General features: G+C 52.2%; 18 protein-coding genes. 11 read left to right on the top strand and 7 right to left on the bottom strand.

The window, feature by feature from the left end; translation table 11 throughout:
- The first annotated feature begins 19 nt into the window (after positions 1-19).
- On the top strand, positions 20-556 hold the full coding sequence (locus ACM67E_RS09545; protein WP_416191215.1) for an isochorismatase family protein: 537 nt from the start codon (positions 20-22) through the stop codon (positions 554-556).
- A gap of 145 nt (positions 557-701) precedes the next feature.
- On the top strand, positions 702-1,205 hold the full coding sequence (locus ACM67E_RS09540) for a GNAT family N-acetyltransferase (RefSeq protein WP_416191214.1): 504 nt from the start codon (positions 702-704) through the stop codon (positions 1,203-1,205).
- Positions 1,206-1,531: 326 nt separating this feature from the next.
- Here the strand turns inward: ACM67E_RS09540 and ACM67E_RS09535 are convergent, their stop codons facing one another.
- The 3 genes from ACM67E_RS09535 to ACM67E_RS09525 form a co-directional block, all read right to left on the bottom strand.
- Positions 1,532-2,968: a surface lipoprotein assembly modifier gene (locus tag ACM67E_RS09535; RefSeq protein ID WP_416191213.1), complete on the bottom strand. Its 1,437-nt coding sequence runs from the start codon at positions 2,966-2,968 to the stop codon at positions 1,532-1,534.
- A 171-nt stretch (positions 2,969-3,139) separates the two neighbouring features.
- On the bottom strand, positions 3,140-4,348 hold the full coding sequence (locus ACM67E_RS09530) for a Slam-dependent surface lipoprotein (protein WP_416191212.1): 1,209 nt from the start codon (positions 4,346-4,348) through the stop codon (positions 3,140-3,142).
- A 297-nt stretch (positions 4,349-4,645) separates the two neighbouring features.
- Complete coding sequence (locus tag ACM67E_RS09525) at positions 4,646-6,640, bottom strand: tetratricopeptide repeat protein (RefSeq protein WP_416191211.1); 1,995 nt, start codon at positions 6,638-6,640, stop codon at positions 4,646-4,648.
- A 171-nt stretch (positions 6,641-6,811) separates the two neighbouring features.
- Here ACM67E_RS09525 and ACM67E_RS09520 point away from each other — a divergent pair, with 171 nt between their 5' ends.
- The 3 genes from ACM67E_RS09520 to ACM67E_RS09510 all read left to right on the top strand — a co-directional run bounded on the left by ACM67E_RS09520 (position 6,812) and on the right by ACM67E_RS09510 (position 8,122).
- Positions 6,812-7,066, top strand: coding sequence for a type II toxin-antitoxin system HicA family toxin (locus ACM67E_RS09520; protein ID WP_416191210.1), 255 nt, complete (start codon positions 6,812-6,814; stop codon positions 7,064-7,066).
- Positions 7,063-7,398 (top strand): type II toxin-antitoxin system HicB family antitoxin, encoded by a 336-nt coding sequence (locus tag ACM67E_RS09515; RefSeq protein WP_416191209.1) that lies wholly within the window; start codon positions 7,063-7,065, stop codon positions 7,396-7,398. The genes ACM67E_RS09520 and ACM67E_RS09515 overlap by 4 nt, the downstream gene beginning before the upstream one ends.
- 88 nt (positions 7,399-7,486) lie before the next feature.
- On the top strand, positions 7,487-8,122 hold the full coding sequence (locus tag ACM67E_RS09510; protein ID WP_416191208.1) for a hypothetical protein: 636 nt from the start codon (positions 7,487-7,489) through the stop codon (positions 8,120-8,122).
- 89 nt (positions 8,123-8,211) lie between these two features.
- On the opposite strand, the gene ettA is transcribed toward ACM67E_RS09510, so the two are convergent.
- Positions 8,212-9,885, bottom strand: coding sequence for an energy-dependent translational throttle protein EttA (ettA, locus tag ACM67E_RS09505; protein WP_416191207.1), 1,674 nt, complete (start codon positions 9,883-9,885; stop codon positions 8,212-8,214).
- 185 nt (positions 9,886-10,070) lie between these two features.
- Complete coding sequence (gene murI / locus ACM67E_RS09500) at positions 10,071-10,880, bottom strand: glutamate racemase (RefSeq protein ID WP_416191206.1); 810 nt, start codon at positions 10,878-10,880, stop codon at positions 10,071-10,073.
- Between the two features lie 278 nt (positions 10,881-11,158).
- On the opposite strand from murI, the gene tsaE reads away from it, so the two are divergent.
- Both tsaE and ACM67E_RS09490 read left to right on the top strand, forming a co-directional pair.
- Entirely contained in the window at positions 11,159-11,629 is a 471-nt protein-coding gene (gene tsaE, locus ACM67E_RS09495; RefSeq protein WP_416191205.1) for a tRNA (adenosine(37)-N6)-threonylcarbamoyltransferase complex ATPase subunit type 1 TsaE, read from the top strand.
- Positions 11,617-12,852: an N-acetylmuramoyl-L-alanine amidase gene (locus ACM67E_RS09490; RefSeq protein ID WP_416191204.1), complete on the top strand. Its 1,236-nt coding sequence runs from the start codon at positions 11,617-11,619 to the stop codon at positions 12,850-12,852. The genes tsaE and ACM67E_RS09490 overlap by 13 nt, the downstream gene beginning before the upstream one ends.
- Before the next feature lie 383 nt (positions 12,853-13,235).
- Here ACM67E_RS09490 and ACM67E_RS09485 read toward each other — a convergent pair whose 3' ends face one another.
- A complete protein-coding gene (locus tag ACM67E_RS09485) occupies positions 13,236-13,880 on the bottom strand; it encodes a TetR family transcriptional regulator (protein WP_416191203.1) in 645 nt (214 codons plus the stop codon).
- A gap of 241 nt (positions 13,881-14,121) precedes the next feature.
- Here ACM67E_RS09485 and ACM67E_RS09480 point away from each other — a divergent pair, with 241 nt between their 5' ends.
- The 4 genes from ACM67E_RS09480 (at position 14,122) to ACM67E_RS09465 (ending at position 20,413) form a co-directional block, all read left to right on the top strand.
- Positions 14,122-15,393 (top strand): efflux RND transporter periplasmic adaptor subunit, encoded by a 1,272-nt coding sequence (locus ACM67E_RS09480; RefSeq protein WP_416191202.1) that lies wholly within the window; start codon positions 14,122-14,124, stop codon positions 15,391-15,393.
- 11 nt (positions 15,394-15,404) lie between these two features.
- Positions 15,405-18,623, top strand: coding sequence for an efflux RND transporter permease subunit (locus ACM67E_RS09475; protein WP_416191201.1), 3,219 nt, complete (start codon positions 15,405-15,407; stop codon positions 18,621-18,623).
- Positions 18,624-18,685: 62 nt separating this feature from the next.
- Complete coding sequence (locus ACM67E_RS09470) at positions 18,686-20,119, top strand: efflux transporter outer membrane subunit (protein WP_416191200.1); 1,434 nt, start codon at positions 18,686-18,688, stop codon at positions 20,117-20,119.
- Positions 20,120-20,275: 156 nt separating this feature from the next.
- Positions 20,276-20,413 (top strand): DUF3149 domain-containing protein, encoded by a 138-nt coding sequence (locus ACM67E_RS09465; RefSeq protein ID WP_416191199.1) that lies wholly within the window; start codon positions 20,276-20,278, stop codon positions 20,411-20,413.
- Between the two features lie 214 nt (positions 20,414-20,627).
- Here ACM67E_RS09465 and ACM67E_RS09460 read toward each other — a convergent pair whose 3' ends face one another.
- Positions 20,628-21,404: an MOSC domain-containing protein gene (locus ACM67E_RS09460; RefSeq protein ID WP_416191198.1), complete on the bottom strand. Its 777-nt coding sequence runs from the start codon at positions 21,402-21,404 to the stop codon at positions 20,628-20,630.
- Between the last annotated feature and the right edge of the window lie 45 nt (positions 21,405-21,449).

The raw sequence follows: 21,449 nt of genomic DNA, 5'->3' as shown, positions 1-21,449 counted from the left end.
CGTCTGAAAAGGAAAAATCATGAAACCCGAAAATACGCTATGCATCATCGTCGATATTCAGGAACGTTTGCTGCCTGCCTTGCATGATGCGGAAACGATGGTCGAACGCAGCCGCATTGTGATTCAGGGGCTGCAGGCTTTGAGCGTGCCTTTGGTGGTGACCGAGCAATACCCGAAGGGTTTGGGCAAAACCGTGCCGGCGGTGCAGCTTTTGTTGGGCGATGATGTGCCGGTGTTTGAAAAAACGCGGTTTTCGGCGGTTACCGACGAAGTGGTTGCGCTTTTGGATGAGCAGCAGGTGCAAAACGTGATTTTGATTGGTGCGGAAGCGCATGTGTGTATGCTGCAAACCGTGATTGATTTGTTGGAACACGATTTGCGCGTGTATGTGCCGTTTGACTGCACCACGTCGCGCAATCCGGCCAACAAGCAAAACGCGCTGGATCAGATGCGCGATATGGGTGCGTGTGTCACCAATGTCGAAAGCGTGCTGTTCCAACTGCTGGGCGATGCGAAGCATCCCGCGTTCAAAACCGTTTCCAAGCTGATTCAGTAAGCGGATAAAGGGGCAGGCCGTCTGAAAAATGCGTATGGTTTTTCAGACGGCCTGAAGCCTTCGCCGCACTCGCAAATTTTCCCAATCCATAAGCCGTTAGGTGCGGATTTTTACATCAACCTGATTTTCAAGGTCGTCTGAAAAGATGAACGAATACACCGTTTCCGAAGCGGCGCAAAGCGATTTGCCCGCCATCGTCGCCATTTACAACAGCACCATCGCCTCGCGCCAGTCGACGGCGGATTTGCAGCCCGTTACCGTGGCCGAACGGCAGGCATGGTTTGACGCACACGGCGGCAGGCGGCCTTTGTTTGTGTTGAAAGACGTGCGCAACGAAATCGTGGCGTGGGGCAGTTTCAGCGATTATTATCCGCGGCAGGCTTACCACATCAGCGCGGAAATCAGCGTGTATGTGCGCCAGGACGTGCGCGGTACAGGCGTGGGCAAAATCCTGCTGCGCTACATGCTGGAACGCGCGCCGTCGCTGGGCATCCGCAATGTGCTGGCAGTGATTTTCGGACACAACCACGCCAGTATCCGCCTGTTCCGTTCGTTCGGTTTTGAAGAGTGGGGGCGTTTGCCGCAGGTGTGCGATTTGGAAACGCAGTCGGCGGATATTGTGATTTTGGGCAAGAAGATTTTGGATTGACGCGGAAGATAACAGGACGAAGCCTTTGCCAAATCCCCGTATTGAGTACATTTTTATCATGCGCTTCCCAAAACGTCTTCACATCCCGGGTTGCGCTGCTTTGAACAGTTTCAGGCCGTCTGAATCTTTATCGTCGTTTGAAATAAAAATCATACAGCGTTGCCGGATTCCTGATGTGCTGGGTGTACACGGCCGCCGCTGCCGCCTTGTTTTATTTCTGTTTCAAGCGATTATATTTGCGCCTCACGGCAAAACTCTGCCGGCCATATCAAAAGGCCGTCTGAAAAGAAATATTTCAGACGGCCTTTCAAATGCCCCTTGAACGGTCAGAACCGTTTCACAATATCCACGAATACGCGGTGCTGGTCGTAACGGTAGTAGAAATGGTTGCTGTCGATATGCGACCAAGCCCAGTTCAGACGCGGGGTCAGGCCTTTCCACGACAGCTTTTTATGCGACAGCGAGGCACGCGCGGCATATTCGGTATCGCGCCGCTGGATACCGAACAAATCCGACGCGCGGTAATGCCGCCGCTGCGCCAGCAGATGCAGTGCCGTTTCCGTATTGCCCGAATTTCCCCAATTCTGCTGCCAGCCCGCCCGTACCCCGTAGCGGCGGTAGGCTTCGGACAAATCGCGGGCATTGTCGATACCGCCGTCTATACCGTAAAACAGAATCTGCTTCGGCGTAGTCAGGTGTACCAGCGTTCCCGACAGCGAATGGGCGGCACCGTCGAGATACTTGCGGTCGTCGTGCTTTTTATAGCCCGACTGCCATGCTCCGTGAAGCTGGAACTTGGGCGACAGAATGCGCGAATAACGCAGCGTACCGCCAACCTGATCCGAATAGGGTTCGGTACCGTACCAGCGTTTTTCGTAGAACGGTGCAAACGAGGCTTCCTGTTTGGCATCACGCCATACCGCGCCCGTTTCCGCACGCGCAATCAAATCGTCGTAATCGTGCGCGTCCCAATAGAATTTGCCGCCGACCGAAGCCTGCACCCGTGCCGCCCAATGGTTTTTCAGCGGTACGGTTTTCTGTGCGGAAACCTCATAAGCCAGACCGTGTGCCGATTTCGGCTCTTCAAATTCCCAATTGCCGTAAGTACGCTGTTCCGGCGCACGGGCGACGTTGCTTTCCTGCAGATAGGACAGCGAGCCGTCGAATTTCCAACTGCGCGCATCTTTCAGGTATTTGTCGAAATTGTTCAGATACCCGTCCACCTGAGGCGGCAGTTCGGGCGTTTGGCGGATGACTGCGATTTCCCGTGCCGCCTCGCGCTGTTTGCCGTTTTGCGAAAGCGTATGCGCCAATTGCAGGCGGATGGGGGCAAATTCGGGATTTTCGGCCAACATTTCACGGTACTGCTTTTCCGCCTGCTTCAAATTACCGTCGGCCTGCATCAGCACGGTTTCCGCATATTTGGCCAGTACCGGATTCTGCTGCTCCGCCGGCAGACGGCGGTAAATCGGCAGCAGGAAACGGATACCGTCGGTATTCTGCTGCGCCAGCGCGGTATCAAGCGCATTGGCCAGCAAAGCAGGATGCTGCAATGCTTCTTCGGCCGTCATCGACGGTGCCGGTTTTTCCGATTGCGGCAAAGGCGACTTTTCAGGTTCCTGACTGCGCTGCACCTGACCGCGCGTCAAATCGGGCTGTACCTCTACCGGCGTGGCTATCGGAGCCGCTGCAGAGGTTGCCGCTGCGGTAAAGGTCAAAACGGATAAAAAGAGCCGTATATTTTTGATTTCTTCTTTCTTCATTTTTTCTGTTCGTTTTTGTTGAAGGGACATATGGGTTCGGATGGGGCTGAAAGGCCGTCTGAAAATCGAACTACGGCGGCTGTGCCGGCATCCTCTTTATGCAATATGTTTATTCTGTACTACAGAAAAAAACCTGCCCGACGACCGTCGGACAGGTTCTTCGGGCAGGGCTTACTGTTTCTTCGCGCCGAATACGCCGGTAAAGGTATTGATACTGCCGCCATCCTCAATAACCGAACCTTTAAAGATACCGCCCAATTCCTGAGCCTGAGGGCCGTAGAAATGACCCTGCATAGACAAACCGTCTTTCGTACCGTTAAACGAATTGCCACTGATGGTACCGCCCAAACCTAAATTATAAGGGCCATGATTGATTGTACCGTTAATGGTTTTCTTACCGAAATCTACATTAAATTTTGAAGTACCTTCCAAGCCTGCCCAACCGTTACCTACATTATCCAGTAAAGACAAGCCTGAATAAGTTGCCGTACCGTTAGTAGGCATAGCGCTAAGTGGTGTCACATCACCTAATACATAGTTATACGCTTTGAACTCAGAATTTGCTGCATCATTCATCGAGGTACTGCCGAAACGCATATAGCTGAAATAAGAACCGCTGGCAATGCTAGATATATATGTCAGAGATTGGCCATTATTTTGAGTGACTTTAGTAAATAGCGAACCCACATTACCCGAATCAGTCAACGCGATGGTTCTGCCATCAATAACAATACTGTCCAAGCTATTGCCGCTCAAAGATTGGAATGAAGAATTGTGTACATTTCTCTGGTTACCAATCAGGGCCGTACCAACTTTACCACCAGCAGATGCTGATGGAGTTGCAGGTGTTGCCGGAGGGGTAGATGGTTTGACAGAAGTTGTCGGTGCAGACGGTGTTGTAGAAGGCGCAGCAGGTTTGGCTGTATCAGACGGGGCAGGTACGGTTGCAGCAGGGGTAGACGGTTTGGCAGAAGTCGTCGGTGCAGCCGGTGTTGCAGAAGGTGTCGTAGGTTTGGTCGGCGCAGTAGGTGCGGTTGCCGCAGGGGTTGACGGTGTGGCCGGTTTTGCGGCAGCCGCATCGTCAGAAGATGTTTTGCCCGATACCAGGCCGAAGAAACCGCGGTTTTTCGAAGTGTTGCCGTTAGAGGCAGAAGTATTGTTTGCAGCCGAAGTAGAAGTATTTGCGGTATTGGCTGTGTTTTGGGTGTCGGTATTGCCCGAGGTGTCTTTATTCGTCAGCATGCCGCTGAAAAAGCTGTCTTTATTGATTGAGGCATTGTTGGTTGATGCGGTGCTCAATCCGTTGCCGCTGCTGCCGCAGGCTGTTACAAACAGTGCGGAACAAATTAATGCGGTGGTTTTCAGGGTGTTTTTATTCATTGCAATACTCCCGATATCGAGTTCTATAAGTTAAAAGTCCAAACCGTCGGTTTGGAAATGAAAAAAGCATCACGATTATATATATATATATATATATATATATATATATATATATATATAAGAACTAATTAACTTTATAAAACAGTAAGTTATGGTATAAATTTATTCAGAAAGTCATGGAAAAAAATACAGGGTCGTTGTTTTTTAATCAAGAATTACATGGCATCAAATATTCTGTTTCTGCATATGGTAAGGCCGTCTGAAAAGAAATATTTCAGACGGCCTTACCGCGTTTATTTATGGCGTGGCGCAAGCGTCCTGCCATATCGTTTTGACCGTTTCGCACCAGTCGCGGGCAAAATTTTCCGTATCGTAAAGCGGGCTGCGCAATACCTGTTCACGCAATCTCTGCCGCAATGCGGCCAACTCTGCCCAATGTGCCGAATCCGCCCAGTAAAAGGTTTTGGCCAGATATTCGTCAAGGCGCGTGCAGACCCAGTTTTCCAGTCCTGCCGCCGACAAAAGCTGCTGCCCCTGCCGCGAGAGCATGCCTTCCAAGGCCAAAGTCAGGGTTGGCACGCCCATCCACAATGCGTCCGCCGTGGTCGTTCCGCCCGGGAAGGGGAAGGTGTCCAGCACCATATCCACTTCGTGATGCGCGGCAAAGTAATCTTCATAACCGCTTGCGCCGTGAAAATGCAGCACGCCGTCTGAAAAGCCCAAATCCAGCAATTTGCGTTTGAACGCATCCTGCTCGCCGCCTCCGGCCAAACGTGCCGTCTGAAAACGCCAATGCGCCGTCGGGTATTTTCTTGCCATCGCCGCCCATGTTTTCAAAACATGATCGTTGAGCTTGGTCAGGTTTTGGAAACAGCCGAACGTGATGTAGCCGTTTGCCGGCGCGGGCAGTGCGTTCACTTGAATTTCCATTTCGGGCGGGCGCATATTCAGGCGCGTGTGCGGCAGGCGGTAGATTTTTTCGCGGTAGAGTTTTTCTTCGTTTTCGGGAACGCAATACCCGTCAGCAATCAAGGCCTGCATGGTCGGCAAGCCGGTGGTGGCGAAATAGCCCAGCCAGGCCGCCTGCACCGGTGCGGCTTGTGCGGCGAACACGCCCATTCGGTGTCCTGCCGTGTGGCCGTTCAAATCAATCAGAATATCGATGCCGTCTGAAACGATTTGGTTGATGACCTGTCCGTCCGGCCAATCTTTGATTTTGTGCCATGCCTTAAACGTCGGACGGATGGTTTCACTCAGCCCGTCGAAAATGTCGGAATGGGCATAAGCCGTCCAATCAAACTGCTTCGCCGCGTCCGAACACAATAAACCCTGCGCAAACATGCCCACGGGATGATGGCGCAGATCCGACGACACCAGGCCGATATGCAGCCGCGCTTTCGGCTGGGGCACGGCATGGCGGACACGCAGATTTTCCGCCTGCGCCGCATACAGGTCGCCGAGCCGGAAACTGTCTGCCGCCCCTTGCTCCGCCTGTTCCAAAACATACAGCCGGTTCAAAACCAAATCGCTTTGCGCCTCGATGCTGTCGGGCTTCAGCTTCAAAGCCCGTTCCAAGGCCGCACATGCCGCTTCGTATTTCTGCTGGAAATGCAGCGTTTTCGCCAAACCGTACCAGCCTTCGTAGTTTGTATCGTCCAAATCCAAAGCCCTGCGGTAGCTCGCTTCCGCTTGCGGATAACGTTTCAGACGGCGTCGTGCCCACGCATTGCTCAGCCAAATATCGGCGCGTTCGGGTTGGCGGTTCAACAAGGCCGTCTGAAATTCATCGGCCTCGGCAAAGTTTTCCGCATTGAACGCAAACATCGCCGCATATTCCAAACCGCCTTCGTCATCGGGTTTCAACGCCAAAAAGGCCTTCGCCGCTTCAAGGCCGTCTGAATTTTTCTGCATCTCGCTCAAAGTCAGCACCAGATTCCAATACGCTTCGGCATGATCGGGTTTCAGCTTCAACGATTGGCGGATATAGCGTTCCGCCAAATCGAATTTTTTCAGACGGCGGCAGGCATTGCCCAAATTATTCAAAACCGAATGGCTTTTCTTGGTATCGGGAATGTTCTGCCACACCGCCACCGCCTCTTCTTCGCGCCCCGACTGCGCCAGCACCACCGCCGCTATGTTCGACACCGCTTCCTGCTGCGGATAAAACGCCAGCAGTTCCTGCGCCCGACTCAAGGCCGTCTGAAAATCCTGCCGCCGGTAAGCCGCCATAATTTCGCCGAAGCCGGCCTGCAAATCGGGTTTGGCCGGTTGTTTGATTGATTGGTTTTTCATGTTTTCCCCTTATTGCAGAAATATGCCGAGAAAATGATTTTAAACGAAAAGGCCGTCTGAAAAATATTTTTCAGACGGCCTTTTTACGCAATGTCCGTTATTCGTGACGCAGAATTGATTGCCTTATTTTTGAAAATCGGCTAAAATAGTACCAAAATACGGTATCAAATTATGAAGAAAAAGCATCAAAAAACCTTAGCCTTGATTTTCAAGCGGCCTGTATCGGGCAACATAAAATGGGTGGACATTGAAGCATTATTTCAGGAACTCGGTGCAAACATCCAAGAACGCGAAGGCAGCCGTATTGCCGTTATCCTGTTCGGCCAAGTTCAAGTCTTCCACCGCCCGCATCCTAACCCCGATACCGACAAAGGTGCAGTTGCCGCCGTTAGAAAATGGCTCGAAGCCAACGGAGTAAAACCATGAACAACATCATGACCATCAACGGCCACAAAGCCGTCATCCAATACGACCCTGAAACCGAAATGCTGCGCGGCGAATTTATCGGCCTCAACGGCGGCGCAGATTTTTATGCCGACAACGTGGCCGATTTGCATAAAGAAGGTGCGGTAAGTTTGCAAACTTTTCTTGATGTCTGCGCCGAACAAGGTTTAGAGCCTTACAGACACTATTCCGGCCGCTTTAATGTGCGCGTCAGCCCGAAAATCCACGCCGCCGCCGCGACTGCCGCTGCCGCCAGCAACATCAGTTTGAATGAATGGATTAATCAGACGTTAGAACGTGCGGTTCAGACTTAATTTAATTTCCTTAGACTCAATAATAAAAGCCATTTGAATTTTCTTCATCAAAGAAAACAAGATATATTTAACTATTTAAAGTATACCTATGGAATTATTCTTTAACATGATAGGTTCTAGCCTAGCAGGTGTTATAAGCGGTGTAATTGTTTTATTATTTCAAAGACATTTAGATAAACGTAATAAACGAATTCTAAATAATGAACTTATCAACACTCTTAGCCCAACAATGAATTTTAATAAAATATATGAGCTATTTGGACAACCTCAAAAGATTAGTCGTGACATAATAGGAAATAAAGAGCTGTTTTCTGTAGTTTATCGCTTATCAAATGCAGCTATTAAAGTTTCAAGTTTTGATAAAGAACAAATTTTTTCAATTACTGTCTTCTCCAGCGATAAGAAAATAGATATTCCATATTTAGATTATTGGATAAACGAAGAAAAAACAAAAAATTCATTAGGTTTGGCTAAAATAAATAAGAAAATAATCAAAGACTTTGATGGGGAACTCATAGGAACTATGAGGGATGGATTTCATTTTATGCTTGGTTTGACCATTCCTGCTCCAGATTACAGAAACATTTATTACTTTTGCCAATCAAATTTTGATGAAACAAAAAGCGAATTAGAAGGTCGAAAAATTATCGGTTTCTCCATTGCAGATTATATGCTCAATGATGAAAATATAGAATTAGCTGACTTACTATATATACGAAGATGAATTGAGATAACAATTGTTCTGTGAAGAGAATCATGTAAAAGGCCGTCTGAAAAACTATTTTTTCAGACGGCCTTTTGCTATTTACACTATCAACGCGTTACCGGCTTGTACTTAATCCGCTTCGGTTTCGCGCCTTCTTCGCCGAGGCGGCGTTTTTTGTCGGCTTCGTATTCTTGGTAGTTGCCGTCGAAGAACACCCATTTACTGTCGCCTTCTGCGGCAAGGATGTGGGTGGCGATGCGGTCGAGGAACCAGCGGTCGTGTGAGATGACCATCACGCTGCCGGCGAATTCGAGCAATGCGTCTTCCAGCGCGCGCAGGGTTTCTACGTCGAGGTCGTTGGACGGTTCGTCGAGTAGTAGCACGTTGCCGCCGGAAAGCAGGGTTTTGGCCAGGTGCAGGCGGCCGCGTTCGCCGCCGGAGAGGTTGCCGGCGATTTTGCTTTGGTCGCTGCCTTTGAAGTTGAAACGGCCGAGGTAGGCGCGGGCAGGGATTTCAAACTGGCCGACCTGCAAAATGTCGCGGCCTTCGGCGATGTTGTCGAACACGGTTTTGTCGTTTTGCAGGCCGTCGCGGCTTTGGTCGATGAGCGACATTTTGACGGTTTGGCCGATTTTGACTTCGCCGCTGTCGGGCTGCTCTTTGCCGGCAATCATTTTGAACAGGGTCGATTTACCCGCGCCGTTGGGGCCAATGATGCCGACAATCGCGCCTGCGGGCACTTTGAAGCTCAAATCGTCAATCAGCACTTTGTCGCCGAACGACTTGGAAACGTTCACGAATTCAATCACTTCGTTGCCCAAACGCTCGGCCACTGGGATGAAGATTTCCTGCGTTTCGTTGCGTTTTTGGTATTCGTAGTTGCTCATCTCTTCGAACCGCGCCAAACGCGCTTTGGATTTGGCTTGGCGGCCTTTGGCGTTTTGGCGCACCCATTCCAGCTCCTGTTTCATGGCTTTGATGCGGGCGGCTTCGGATTTGGCTTCGTTGGCCAAGCGTTGTTCTTTCTGCTCCAGCCATGAAGAATAGTTGCCTTTCCACGGAATGCCGTGGCCGCGGTCGAGTTCCAAAATCCATTCGGCGGCGTTGTCGAGGAAATAGCGGTCGTGTGTTACGGCGACGACGGTGCCGGGGAAGCGCACGAGGAATTGCTCCAGCCATTCCACGCTTTCCGCGTCCAAATGGTTGGTCGGCTCGTCGAGAAGCAGCATGTCGGGCTTGCTCAACAAGAGTTTGCACAAGGCCACGCGGCGTTTTTCGCCGCCCGAGAGCACGCCGATTTTGGTGTCCCAATCGGGCAGGCGCAGCGCGTCGGCGGCGATTTCCAATTCGTGTTCCGCACCGCCGCCGGTGGACGAACCGGCCGCGATGATGGCTTCCAAACGGCCTTGTTCTTCGGCCAGCGCGTCGAAATCGGCATCGGGATTGGCGTATTCGGCATACACTTCTTCCAAGCGTTTCTGCGCGGCGGCCACTTCGCCCAAACCGCTTTCCACTTCTTCGCGCACGGTTTTTTCGGGGTCGAGCTGCGGCTCCTGCGGCAGGTAGCCGATTTTGATGCCGCTCATCGGCACGGCTTCGCCTTCGAATTCCTTGTCCACGCCTGCCATAATGCGCAGCACGGTGGACTTGCCCGCGCCGTTCAGGCCGAGCAGGCCGATTTTCGCGCCGGGGAAGAACGACAGGGAAATGTCTTTGATGATGGTTTTCTGCGGCGGCACGGTTTTGCTCACGCGCAGCATGGAATAGACGTATTGGCTCATATAATATTCTCGCTTAACGGTTTATTTTTTTCAGACGGCCTGACGGTTCATGACATGCCGTCTGAAACATAAAATCAGACTTCCCGATTCTAACCGAAAATCAGCATTTCGTAAGGATTTAAACGCAAACAGGCCGTCTGAAAAAGCATTCTTAATCTTTTCAGACGGCCTGCATCCTATCGCGCCTAACCCAAAGTCACCATTTCAATCTGCTCCATGCTGCGGCCTAAGAAACGTTCGCCTATGGTGCGGAAGCGCAGCGGAATGTCGCTGACGTAAAAACGGTAATCGGGTGCGGGGTTGTCCGCATTGAGTAAACCGGCGGCGGCCAAGGCTTTGGCGGTCGCCTCGGCGGTGGTGATGGCGGAATCGACCAAAGTGACATCAGGGGCTTCTTGGCTGATGAGCGGCTTGAGCAGCGGGAAATGGGTGCAGCCCAACACCAACGTATCGATGCCGTCCACCAGCAAAGATTTCAAATATTCGCGGGCGGTCAGGCGGGTGACTTCGTGGTCGAGCCAGCCTTCTTCTACCAAAGGAACCAGCAACGGCGCAGCCTGCGTACGCACCAGCGTATCCGGATTTTGTGCGTGGATGGCACGGGCGTAGGCGTTGCTGTTGACGGTGGTATTGGTGGCGATGATGCCGATTTTGTTGTTGCGCGTGGTGGCAAGCGCGGCCTCGGCTCCTGCAGAAATCACGTCCAAAACCGGCATGTTGCCCGCTTTTTGGCGGATTTTCGTACCGACTGTCGCGGCAATGGTGTTGCAGGCGATGACCAAGGCTTTGACATCATGTTCCAGCAGGAAATCAACGATTTGCAGAGAAAAGGTTTCGATGGTGGCGCGTGATTTGGTGCCGTAGGGCACGCGTGCAGTGTCGCCGAAATAGACGATGTTTTCCATCGGCAGCCGCTCCATCAGGGCGCGGACATTGGTCAGGCCGCCGACGCCGGAATCGAATACGCCGATGGGGCGTTGTTTGCTGGTAGTCATGATGGTCGTGTTTGAAAGTCGGTACGGCGGGTATTGTACACGCTTTCAGACGGCATTTTAATAATCTGTGACGCCGGTATGAAAGTTTCATCCATTCAGATTCGGACACGCCGCTGTTTACAGAGGCCGTCTGAAAACAGAGGGATATTCATCTTAATCGCCGCGCCGCAGTCCGCTTTTTACACCGACTTTTTCTAAATTTATCATTCGCAAGGTTTGCAAATCGTCGGGATTCCCGCATAATTTACGCTTTGTATCGCAATAAAAAGGCCGATTTCATGATTGATGGTGCAGGCGTTAGCCGTTTTCTAGCCGACGAAGAAGCGACTTTGGCTTTGGGCGCAAGCTGGGCCGCATCGCTGAATGCACCGTTGACGGTTTATCTGCAAGGCGATTTGGGCGCAGGGAAAACGACGTTTACACGCGGTTTGCTGCGTGGATTGGGGCATAGCGGCGCGGTCAAAAGCCCGACTTATGCGATTGTCGAATCCTATCCTTTTCCCGCTTTCACGCTGCACCATTTCGATTTATACCGCTTCGGTTCGCCCGAAGAATGGGAAGATGCGGGATTGGACGATTTGTTCGGTAGCCGGAGCATCTGTCTCATCGAATGGCCGCAGCAGGGCGGCGGGTTTACGCCCGCCGCAGACATCACCCTTTCACTGAATCACGCGGAACGCGGCAGAACCGTTACGTTGACTGCCCACACCCCTCAAGGCCGGAAAAGTTTGGAAGCATGGTTAAACTGACACGACGACAGCTGGTCCGCCAAGCGGCGGGCTTGTTTTTTACACTGACACCGATTGCGGCCGCGCTGGGCAAAACCGCCAGACCTGTCCAATTTGCGGCCACGCGTATCTGGCCGGCACATTCCTATACGCGCGTGACGCTCGAAGCCTCCGCCGCAATGCGTTTCCAGCATTTCCTGCTCGACAATCCCGCCCGCCTCGTGGTGGATATTCAAAACGCCAACATCAATACCGTTTTGCAGGGCATTTCCAAAAAAGTCTTGGCAGACGACCCTTTTATCCGCAGTATCCGCGCAGGTCAGAATACGCCGACCACCGTGCGCATCGTGATCGACCTGAAGCAAAACGTCCATCCCCAAGTGTTTGCACTCGCACCGGTGGGCGGCTTCAAACACTGCTTGGTCATCGACCTTTATCCTCAAGGTGTGGACGTCAACGATCCGATGATGGCTTTGCTCAACGGCAGCCCCGCTTCGCGTTCGTCACGTTCTTCGGGGCGTGCGTCAGGCAGTACGCCGTCTAGCAGTGGCAGAGGCCGCCGTCCGGTTGTCGTTATCGATCCCGGTCACGGCGGTGAAGATCCCGGTGCCGTCAGCAAAGGCGGCTTGCGCGAAAAAAACGTTGTTCTGTCCATCTCGCGCGAAGTTAGAAAACGGCTGGAGGCATTGGGTTACACCGTTTACATGACGCGTGACGAAGATGTGTTTATCCCCTTAAACGTCCGTGTCGCTAAAGCACGCGCCCGCAAAGCCGATATTTTTGTCTCGATACATGCCGATTCGTTTACCAGCCCGACCGCGCGCGGTACCGGCGTCTATATTCTCAATCCGCGCGGTGCATCCAGCGCAGCGGCAAGGTTCTTGGCGCAAACACAAAACAACGCCGATGCCATCGGCGGTGTCAGCACCAGCGGCAACCGCCATGTCGACAACACCATTCTTGATATGGCGCAGACCGCCACCATGCGCGACAGCCGCAAGCTCGGTCAAGCGGTATTGACCGAATTGGGCAAGCTCAATCAGTTGCACAAAGGCCGCGTCGACGAAGCCAATTTCGCCGTCTTGCGTGCGCCTGATATTCCGTCGATTCTGGTGGAAACCGCCTTCCTATCCAATCCGATCGAAGAAAGGCTGCTGGCCGATTCGTCATTCCGCATCCGCTGCGCACAGGCCATTGCCAACGGTGTACAGAAATACATCAGCTCCGCCATCTTACGCCGCTAGCTTAAATGAAAGGCCGTCTGAAAAATTTTCAGACGGCCTTAATTGTCAGAAATAGCCGCATTGTTTATACATAAACAATAGGATGGGAAAATAAGCCTATAAAGTCTCATGCGGCGTCTTGTAAAATTTATAGCCGTTTAAATTAAAAATAATACAGCGTTGCCGACTTCCTTATGTACTAGTGTACACGGCGGTCGCTGTCGCCTTGTCTTGTTTTTATTTTTAACGACTATAAAACGGCACAATTTTCTTTTGCCGGTGTTCCGATCCATTGGAAATTTATCGGGCTGCACATGGTTTGATGTTATGTGGGGGGTATAGGGTACGTGTTTTTATGGATGTTCAGTATTATCTTCAGATACTGCAAAAAAAACACGGGCTTTTTACCGCTTAGCTGTCGGCCGGTGCAATAAAGGGTGGTTTTTCAGATTGTCCAAAGTAATATCGACTATACGCGGGGCGACTTGGTTAAGCTCGAAATTCTGAGGAGCAGACAGCCATTGCTGAATCAGGCCGTCTATGTTGCATTTGACAAAAACGGTGGCAAATTCGATGTCCAGATTTTCATCCAAATCGTGTTGTTCGACGCATTCGGCCAAAATCATATTCAGCTTGTGGTTCCAAAGCGTCCGGTATTTATCGACCAAGGAAATGATGGCTTCGTTTTGATCGGTATGTTCGCATTTTAAAAACAGAATGTTATAAAATTTATTGTGTAAGTTGTTGTTTTCCAGGCGTTCGAAAAATTTGAGCAGGGAAAGGCGGAAATTCGACCAACTGTTTTTATCCGGCTTTTCCAAATCCTGTATCAAGCAACTTTCGATGTCGTCTGAAATACGTTGGAACAAACCGTCGAACAAATCCTCTTTGTTTTTGAAGTGCCAGTACAGCGCACCGCGGGTAACGCCGGCGGCTTGGGCGATTTCGTTAAGCGACGCACGGGCAACGCCTTTTTTATAAAATGTTTCCAAGGCGGCCATCATCAGATACTCTTTGGTCTTCAAAGCTTCGATTTTGGTTTTTCTCATTTTGTGTTCAAATCTTTATGTAAAATACTTCGGTTATTATAAAAAATAATTTTATAACATGCAAGAATGTATGTATAATGGCGACTGTATCCACAGCTTATCCTTCAATGTCTTAGAGTCTTAGGGAAGACATTGGTTTGATTGCCTGCCTTGCCGTGTAAAAGCGCGTAAGCAGGCAGTTGGTGTTTATGGGCTGTTTTGTAATAAATCTACAGAAACAATCAAGATGATAGGAAACGTAATGAATCTTCATGCTTCTCAAATACTGCGTGTGGCGGCAATCGCTGCTGCAACCGCTTTGGCTCTGTCGGCCTGCGGTAAAGGTGATGATGCGCAGCAAAAAGGCGGTCAAAATGCCCAAGCCCAGCAACAAGCCCCTGCACCTGAAGTGGGTGTGGTAACGGTGTCTCCGCAAACGGTATCGCTGACAACGGAATTGCCGGGGCGGTTGGAGTCGGTCCGCACGGCCCAAGTGCGCGCGCAGGTGGGCGGTATTATCGAGAAACGTTTGTTCCAAGAAGGCAGCTATGTCCGTGCAGGCCAGCCTCTGTATCAGATCGACAGTTCGACCTATGAAGCCAATCTGGAAAGCGCGCGTGCACAATTGGCGACTGCTGAAGCGGCTTTGGCTAAGGCCAATGCCGATTTGGCACGTTACAAACCATTGGTGGAGGCCGATGCCATCAGCCGCCAAGAATATGATGCCGCTGTTACGGCGAAGCGCTCGGCGGCGGCTAATGTAAAAGCCGCGCAAGCCGCGATTAAATCTGCCGGCATCAATGTTCGGCGCAGCCGTATTACTGCGCCGATTTCGGGTTTTATCGGCCAGTCTAATGTTTCCGAAGGTACTTTGGTGAATGCCGGAGACACCACGGTCTTGGCAACCATCCAGCAAACCAATCCGATGTATGTGAACGTGACCCAATCGGCTACCGACATTATGAAGTTGCGCCAAGACATTGCCGACGGCAAGCTGCAAACCGTCAACGGTGGTATCGAGGTGGGGATTAAGTTTGAAAACGGCGGTATGTACGGCCAGACAGGCCGTCTGCTGTTTGCCGATCCGACCGTAAACGAATCTACCGGCCAAGTAACCCTGCGCGCGGCGATTCCAAATGACGACAACGTTTTGCTCCCAGGTCTGTATGTGCGCGTGCTGATGAATCAGGCAGATGTAGCCAATGCGTTCGTCGTGCCGCAACAAGCAGTCACCCGTGGGGATAAAGACATGGTGATGATTGTGAATGCGCAAGGCGGTATGGAACCGCGTGAAGTGACGGTGGCGCAGCAGCAGGGTGCGAACTGGATTATTACCCAAGGCTTGAACGAAGGCGATAAAGTGATCGTCGACGGCACCATGATTGCCGGTATGACCGGAGCGAAAAAAGTGACGCCGAAAGAATGGACGCCGCCTGCCGAGGCTGCCCAAGCGCAACAGGCTTCGCAACCGCAAGCCGCGTCCGCGCCTGCCGTAAAACCGCAAGAAACCGCCGCTTCTGAAGCCAAGAAGTAAGGATACGCTAAATGTCTAAGTTTTTTATTGACCGCCCCATTTTTGCATGGGTGATTGCGATTTTCATCATCGCAGCGGGTATTCTCGGTATCCAAAGGTTGCCGATTTCGCAATATCCTTCCGTAGCCGCGCCGACCATTACCATGACCGCCACCTATCCGGGTGCTTCGGCGCAGGTGATGGAAGACAGTGTATTGGCCGTCATCGAACGCAATATGTACGGTGTCGAGGGATTGGATTACATGACGACCTCTGCCGATTCGAGCGGCAGGGGTACGGTCAGCCTGACTTTTACGCCTGAAACCAATGAGGATCTGGCGCAGGTCGATGTGCAGAACAAATTGTCGGAAGTATTGTCCACGCTGCCCTCAACCGTACAGCAATACGGTGTGACGGTGTCGAAAGCGCAATCCAACTTCCTGATGGTGGTGATGCTGTCGTCTGATGTGCAGTCTGTCGAAGAGATGAACGACTATGCGCAGCGCAACGTCGTGCCGGAACTGCAGCGCATCGACGGTGTCGGCCAAGTGCGTTTGTTCGGTGCGCAACGTGCGATGCGAATCTGGGTCGATCCGGTTAAGCTGCAAAACTATAATTTGTCTTTTGCCGATGTCTCCGGCGCATTGCAGGCGCAGAATATCCAAATTTCCGCCGGCTCGATTGGTGCGTTGCCTGCTGCTCAAGGGCAAACCATGACGGCTACGGTGACTGCGCAAGGCCAATTGAGTACGGCTGAAGAGTTCGGCAATATTATTTTGCGTTCAGATACCACCGGTGCCAACGTTTATCTGAAAGACGTGGCCAAAGTGAGTTTGGGTATGCAGGATTACTCGACTTCAGCCCGTTTGAACGGCCAGCCGACCACCGGTATGGCGGTCATGCTGTCCAACAGCGGTAATGCCATGGCGACGGCAACGGCCGTGAAAGAGCGTATGGAAACGCTGCAACGCTTCTTCCCGGAAGGCATGAAATGGCAGGCTCCTTACGATACGTCGACGTTCGTTGAACTGTCGATCGAGAAAGTGGTGCATACCCTGCTTGAAGCGATTGTGCTGGTGTTCTTAGTGATGTATCTGTTCCTGCAAAACATCCGCTATACCCTGATTCCGACGATTGTGGTACCGATTTCGCTGTTGGGCGCGTTTGCCTTTATCTCCTACATGGGTATGTCGATCAACGTATTGACCATGTTTGCGATGGTACTGGTCATCGGTATTGTGGTCGATGACGCGATTGTGGTGGTGGAAAACGTCGAGCGGATTATGGCCTCCGAAGGCTTGCCGCCGAAGCAGGCTACTAAAAAAGCGATGGGTCAGATTACCGGCGCGGTTATCGGTATTACCGCGGTGTTGATTTCGGTGTTCGTTCCGTTGGCAATGTTCAGCGGTGCGACCGGTAATATTTACCGTCAATTTGCCGTAACTATGGCGGCGGCGATTGCCTTCTCCGCATTCTTGGCTTTGACGTTGACCCCGGCTTTGTGTGCCACCATGCTCAAACCGATTCCGAAGGGTCACCACCAAGAGAAAAAAGGCTTTTTCGGTTGGTTCAACCGCAAATTCGAAGCCGGTACGCACCGCTATGAAGGCGTGGTCGCCAAAGTGTTGCGCAAAGCAGGCCGCATGATGGTGATTTATGTTTTACTGGCTGCGGTCGGGGCATTTTTCTTTATGCGACTGCCGACATCGTTCCTGCCGTCTGAAGACCAAGGTACGATTATGTTGAATGTCCAATTGCCTGCCGGTGCAACCAAGGAGCGTACCGATGCGACTTTGGCGCATGTGAACCAATTGGCCAAATCCATGCCTGAAGTGCGCGATGTCATTTCCGTGTCGGGCTTCAGTTTCTCCGGTTCGGGGCAAAATATGGCGATGGGCTTCATCATTTTGAAAGATTGGGCGGAACGTTCCGATCCGGGCAGCGGTGCCGCGGCAGTGGCCGGTAAATTGACCGGTGCGATGATGGGCAGCATCAAAGACGGTTTCGGTTTGGCGATTGTGCCGCCGGCGATTATGGAGCTGGGTACCGGTTCGGGTCTGACCATCTACCTGCAAGACCGCAACAGCTCGGGTCATGAAGCATTATTGGCCAAGCGCAACGAATTGCTGCAAAAAATGCGCCAAAGCCCGATTTTTGATGCCAGCACCGTGCGTTCGAACGGCTTGGAGGATGCGCCTCAGCTTAAAATCGACATCAACCGTCAGGCTGCGGCTGCGCAAGGCATCAGCTTTGCCAGCATCCAAAACATGCTGTCCAATGCCTTGGGTTCGGCTTATGTCAACGATTTCCCGAACAGAGGCCGTCTGCAGCGCGTGATGGTGCAGGCTGATGCTTCCGCCCGTATGCAGCCTTCCGATATTCTGAACATGACCGTCGTGAACAACACCGGCACGGCTGTTCCGTTCTCCAGCATTGCCACCGTTTCTTGGCAGGTGGGTATGGAGCAGAGCGTACGTTTCAACGGCTACCCGGCCATGGAAGTGACCGGTACGCCCGCAAGCGGTTATTCTTCCGGCGAAGCCATGGCTGCCGTGCAGCAGATGGTGGACGAAATGGAAGGCGGCTACAGTCTGGAGTGGGGTGGTCAGTCCCGCGAGGAAGCCAAAGGCGGTTCGCAAACCCTGATTCTGTATGCACTCTCGATTGCCGCGGTATTCTTGGTATTGGCTGCGCTGTATGAAAGCTGGTCGATTCCGCTGGCGGTGATTTTGGTGATTCCGTTGGGGTTGGTCGGTGCTGCTTTGGGCGCGACAGGCCGTAATCTGTTTGAAGGCCTGTTCAGTGCGCCGCCGGCTTATCTGAACGACATCTACTTCCAAGTCGGTTTCGTAACCGTCATGGGTTTGAGCGCGAAAAACGCGATTCTGATTATCGAGTTTGCCAAAGACTTGCAGGCTCAGGGCAAGAGCGCGTTGGAAGCGGCGCTCGAAGCCGCCCACCTGCGGTTCCGTCCGATTATCATGACATCGTTTGCGTTCATTTTGGGTGTGGTTCCGCTGTATATCGCCAGCGGTGCCAGCTCGGCCAGCCAGCGTGCCATCGGTACGACCGTATTCTGGGGGATGTTGATCGGTACGATTCTGTCGGTATTCTTGGTGCCGCTGTTTTATGTGGTGGTGCGCAAATTCTTCAAAGAAACTGCGCATGAGCATGAAATTGCAGTACAGCAGGCCGCCGCTGCCGGTATGCTCGCCGACGAATCCGTAAAATCCGATTCGGACAAACACTGAAACCAAAGTTAGCAGGCCGTCTGAAAGTCCATGATTTTTTCAGACGGCCTCAAGGATAAAACATGAATAATGTAAATTTCAAACCCGTTTTGGGCATTTTGGCCGCTGCCGTTTTGTCGGCCTGTACCATGATTCCCAAGTACGAACAGCCTACCGTAGCCGTAGCCGAAACCTTCAAATACGATACTGCCGAACCGGGCATTCAGGCCGCTTCGCTGGGTTGGCAGGATTATTTTGCCGACCCGCGTCTGCACCGTCTGATTGAAATTGCGTTGGAACGCAATACCGATTTGCGCCAAGCTGTTTTGAACGCGGAAATCTACCGCAGACAATACATGATTGCCCGCAATGATTTGCTGCCGAGCATCGACGGCAGCGGTAATGCGACCCGCTCGCGTACCGCCCGTGATATGAGTGCCACCGGTTCGTCATACGTCCGTGAAGCCTACACCGTGGGCTTGGGCGTGGCTTCTTACGAACTGGATTTGTTCGGCCGTGTCCGCAGCACCAGCGAAGCCGCCCTGCAAGGTTATTTCAACAGCGCATCCGCCCGCGATGCCGCCCATCTGACCTTGGTTTCCAGCATTGCCAAGGCGTATTTCAACGAACGTTACGCGGAAGAATCGATGGCGTTGACGCAACGCGTCTTGAAAACCCGCGAAGCGACTTATGATTTGTCCAAACTGCGCCATAAAGCCGGTGTGATTTCGGCGGTTGACCTGCGCCAACAGGAAGCCCTGATTGAATCGGCCAAAGCCGATTACGCTTCCGCCGTACAAGCACGCGAGCAGGCACGCAATGCCTTGGCATTGCTGATTAACCAGCCGCTGCCCGACGATTTGCCGAAAGGCCTGCCGTTGAGCCGCCAGTTCAAAATCGAACGCCTGCCTGCCGGTTTGAGTTCGGAGGTATTGCTCAACCGTCCTGACGTGCGTGCGGCGGAGTTTGCCCTGAAACAGGCCAATGCCAACATCGGCGCGGCACGTGCGGCATTTTATCCGCGCATCAGCCTGACCGGTTCTTTAGGCACAGGCTCGACCGAATTGGACGGCCTGTTTAAAGGCCCGAACCGCATGTGGTCGTTCGGGCCGACCATCAGCATCCCGATTTTCAACTGGGGCACCAACAAAGCCAACCTTGATGTTGCCAAGCTGCGCCAGCAAGCCCAAGTGGCCGCTTACGAAAATGCCGTTCAGTCTGCATTCCAGGATGTTTCCAACGCACTGGTGGCACGCGAGCAGCTTGACCAGCGGTATGCTGCGTTAGTCAAACAAAGCCGCGCTTACGGCGATTCGCTGCGTTTAATCAATCTGCGTTACCGCCACGGCGTATCCAGCGCGCTGGATTTGCTGGATGCCGAGCGCAGCAGTTACGGTTCGGATACGCAGGTATTGGCAACCCAGCTGACCCGTTTGGAAAATCTGGCCGATCTGTATAAAGCCTTGGGTGGCGGTTTAAAACGCTTAACCAATGAAACCGCAGCCGCAGCCGACTGATTTTGCTGTTTCAAACATGGAGGCCGTCTGAAAATTTTCAGACGGCCTTTTTACTGATTATTCGGCTGTATGATATTTGACTTCAGTCAAAACCCGATGTCATGATTAATTTATAATATTCTGCATATTTTCCAACATAATCAATAAGGAATAATCATGGAAGTCTTTGCGGAACTCTTCAAATCGCCCGTCGGTATTTTATCGCTGATTACGCTGCTGTCAATCTGCGTGATTGCGGCGTTTCTGTTCTTTTGGGTTAAGAAACAGGCCGACAAAGCCGGGAAACCGCGGTAACAGATTGGCTGAAAATCGGCTGATTCGGCAAGCCGAACGGTATATCAAACTAAAACCAGAAAGATACAAGGCAGCAAGGCGCAGCCAACGATGCAGATTTCTGATTTCAGTTCACTGTATTTTGTTGAAGGCCGTCTGAAAATCGTGAAAACAACTTTTCCACGATTTTCAGACGGCCTTTGGTCATTGGGATGCGGTGGGTTGGGTTCGGCAGTTACCGCCAAGCCAAAACCTCCACTTCGTCGCCCGCACGGATACACCCTTCGTTCAATGCAATCAGATTGACGCCGAACACGGCATTGCGCGCGACGGTCAGGGTGGAGAGCGGCTCGTGTTGCGGATGGCGCAGGCCGGTGGACAAATCGACGGTCGTCATCACGCAGCGGACGCAGGGTTTGAAATGTTCAAATTCAACTTCGCCGATGCGGATGCGCCGCCATTGTTCTTCTTCAAAAGCCGTGTTGCCGTCAACGGTCAGATTCGGCCGGAAACGCGCCATCTCCACCGGTTCGTCGAGATAAGTGTTCAGTTCGGCCAGCGAAGCGGTATTGGTCAGCAGATAAGGCGCACCGTCGGCGAACGAGAGCGGCGTTTGCGAATGCGCCAGTATGCGCGTGCTTTTACGGCCTAACCAGTGTAAACGTGCTTCTACGCCGAGTTGTCCGCTCAGCCTGGTGTTGATGTCGTTTGCTGTACCGAATGCCTGAAAGCGGTCTTTCCATACCGCGACTTCGCCTTCCTGATTCATTTCATGCACGGAAATGGTTTGGCGGCTGCCGTCGGGTGCGGTGAGCGTGAGGCCGTCTGAATCCGCTTCGGCCTGCCACAACAGCATTTTCGGGAACTTGCGCGCGGTCAGCATGGTGCCGTCGGGCGTGGTAACGAGCCATTCGCGATCAAGCGGCAGACCTTGCGGGGTAACGGCGGATTCGCTCAGCGCATTGCTGCGCATGGATTTGACGGGGTAACGGTGGATTTCGGTTAAACGCATGACAAAGCCCTTTCAATGGAAAGGCCGTCTGAAAATATTTTCAGA

It is taken from the genome of Neisseria sp. CCUG12390, from assembly GCF_047837985.1.
Classification (GTDB): Bacteria; Pseudomonadota; Gammaproteobacteria; order Burkholderiales; family Neisseriaceae; genus Neisseria.
Note: the sequence above shows the minus strand (reverse complement) of the source record. Positions and strands in the feature narration are given on the sequence as shown.

Bases quoted from the DNA above. Each gene is read 5' to 3' on its own strand.
- ACM67E_RS09545 (WP_416191215.1), top strand. From the start codon at position 20: ATGAAACCCGAAAATACGCTATGCATCATCGTCGATATTCAGGAACGT.
- ACM67E_RS09540 (WP_416191214.1), top strand. From the start codon at position 702: ATGAACGAATACACCGTTTCCGAAGCGGCGCAAAGCGATTTGCCCGCC.
- ACM67E_RS09535 (WP_416191213.1), bottom strand. From the start codon at position 2,968: ATGAAGAAAGAAGAAATCAAAAATATACGGCTCTTTTTATCCGTTTTG.
- ACM67E_RS09530 (WP_416191212.1), bottom strand. From the start codon at position 4,348: ATGAATAAAAACACCCTGAAAACCACCGCATTAATTTGTTCCGCACTG.
- ACM67E_RS09525 (WP_416191211.1), bottom strand. From the start codon at position 6,640: ATGAAAAACCAATCAATCAAACAACCGGCCAAACCCGATTTGCAGGCC.
- ACM67E_RS09520 (WP_416191210.1), top strand. From the start codon at position 6,812: ATGAAGAAAAAGCATCAAAAAACCTTAGCCTTGATTTTCAAGCGGCCT.
- ACM67E_RS09515 (WP_416191209.1), top strand. From the start codon at position 7,063: ATGAACAACATCATGACCATCAACGGCCACAAAGCCGTCATCCAATAC.
- ACM67E_RS09510 (WP_416191208.1), top strand. From the start codon at position 7,487: ATGGAATTATTCTTTAACATGATAGGTTCTAGCCTAGCAGGTGTTATA.
- ettA (WP_416191207.1), bottom strand. From the start codon at position 9,885: ATGAGCCAATACGTCTATTCCATGCTGCGCGTGAGCAAAACCGTGCCG.
- murI (WP_416191206.1), bottom strand. From the start codon at position 10,880: ATGACTACCAGCAAACAACGCCCCATCGGCGTATTCGATTCCGGCGTC.
- tsaE (WP_416191205.1), top strand. From the start codon at position 11,159: ATGATTGATGGTGCAGGCGTTAGCCGTTTTCTAGCCGACGAAGAAGCG.
- ACM67E_RS09490 (WP_416191204.1), top strand. From the start codon at position 11,617: ATGGTTAAACTGACACGACGACAGCTGGTCCGCCAAGCGGCGGGCTTG.
- ACM67E_RS09485 (WP_416191203.1), bottom strand. From the start codon at position 13,880: ATGAGAAAAACCAAAATCGAAGCTTTGAAGACCAAAGAGTATCTGATG.
- ACM67E_RS09480 (WP_416191202.1), top strand. From the start codon at position 14,122: ATGAATCTTCATGCTTCTCAAATACTGCGTGTGGCGGCAATCGCTGCT.
- ACM67E_RS09475 (WP_416191201.1), top strand. From the start codon at position 15,405: ATGTCTAAGTTTTTTATTGACCGCCCCATTTTTGCATGGGTGATTGCG.
- ACM67E_RS09470 (WP_416191200.1), top strand. From the start codon at position 18,686: ATGAATAATGTAAATTTCAAACCCGTTTTGGGCATTTTGGCCGCTGCC.
- ACM67E_RS09465 (WP_416191199.1), top strand. From the start codon at position 20,276: ATGGAAGTCTTTGCGGAACTCTTCAAATCGCCCGTCGGTATTTTATCG.
- ACM67E_RS09460 (WP_416191198.1), bottom strand. From the start codon at position 21,404: ATGCGTTTAACCGAAATCCACCGTTACCCCGTCAAATCCATGCGCAGC.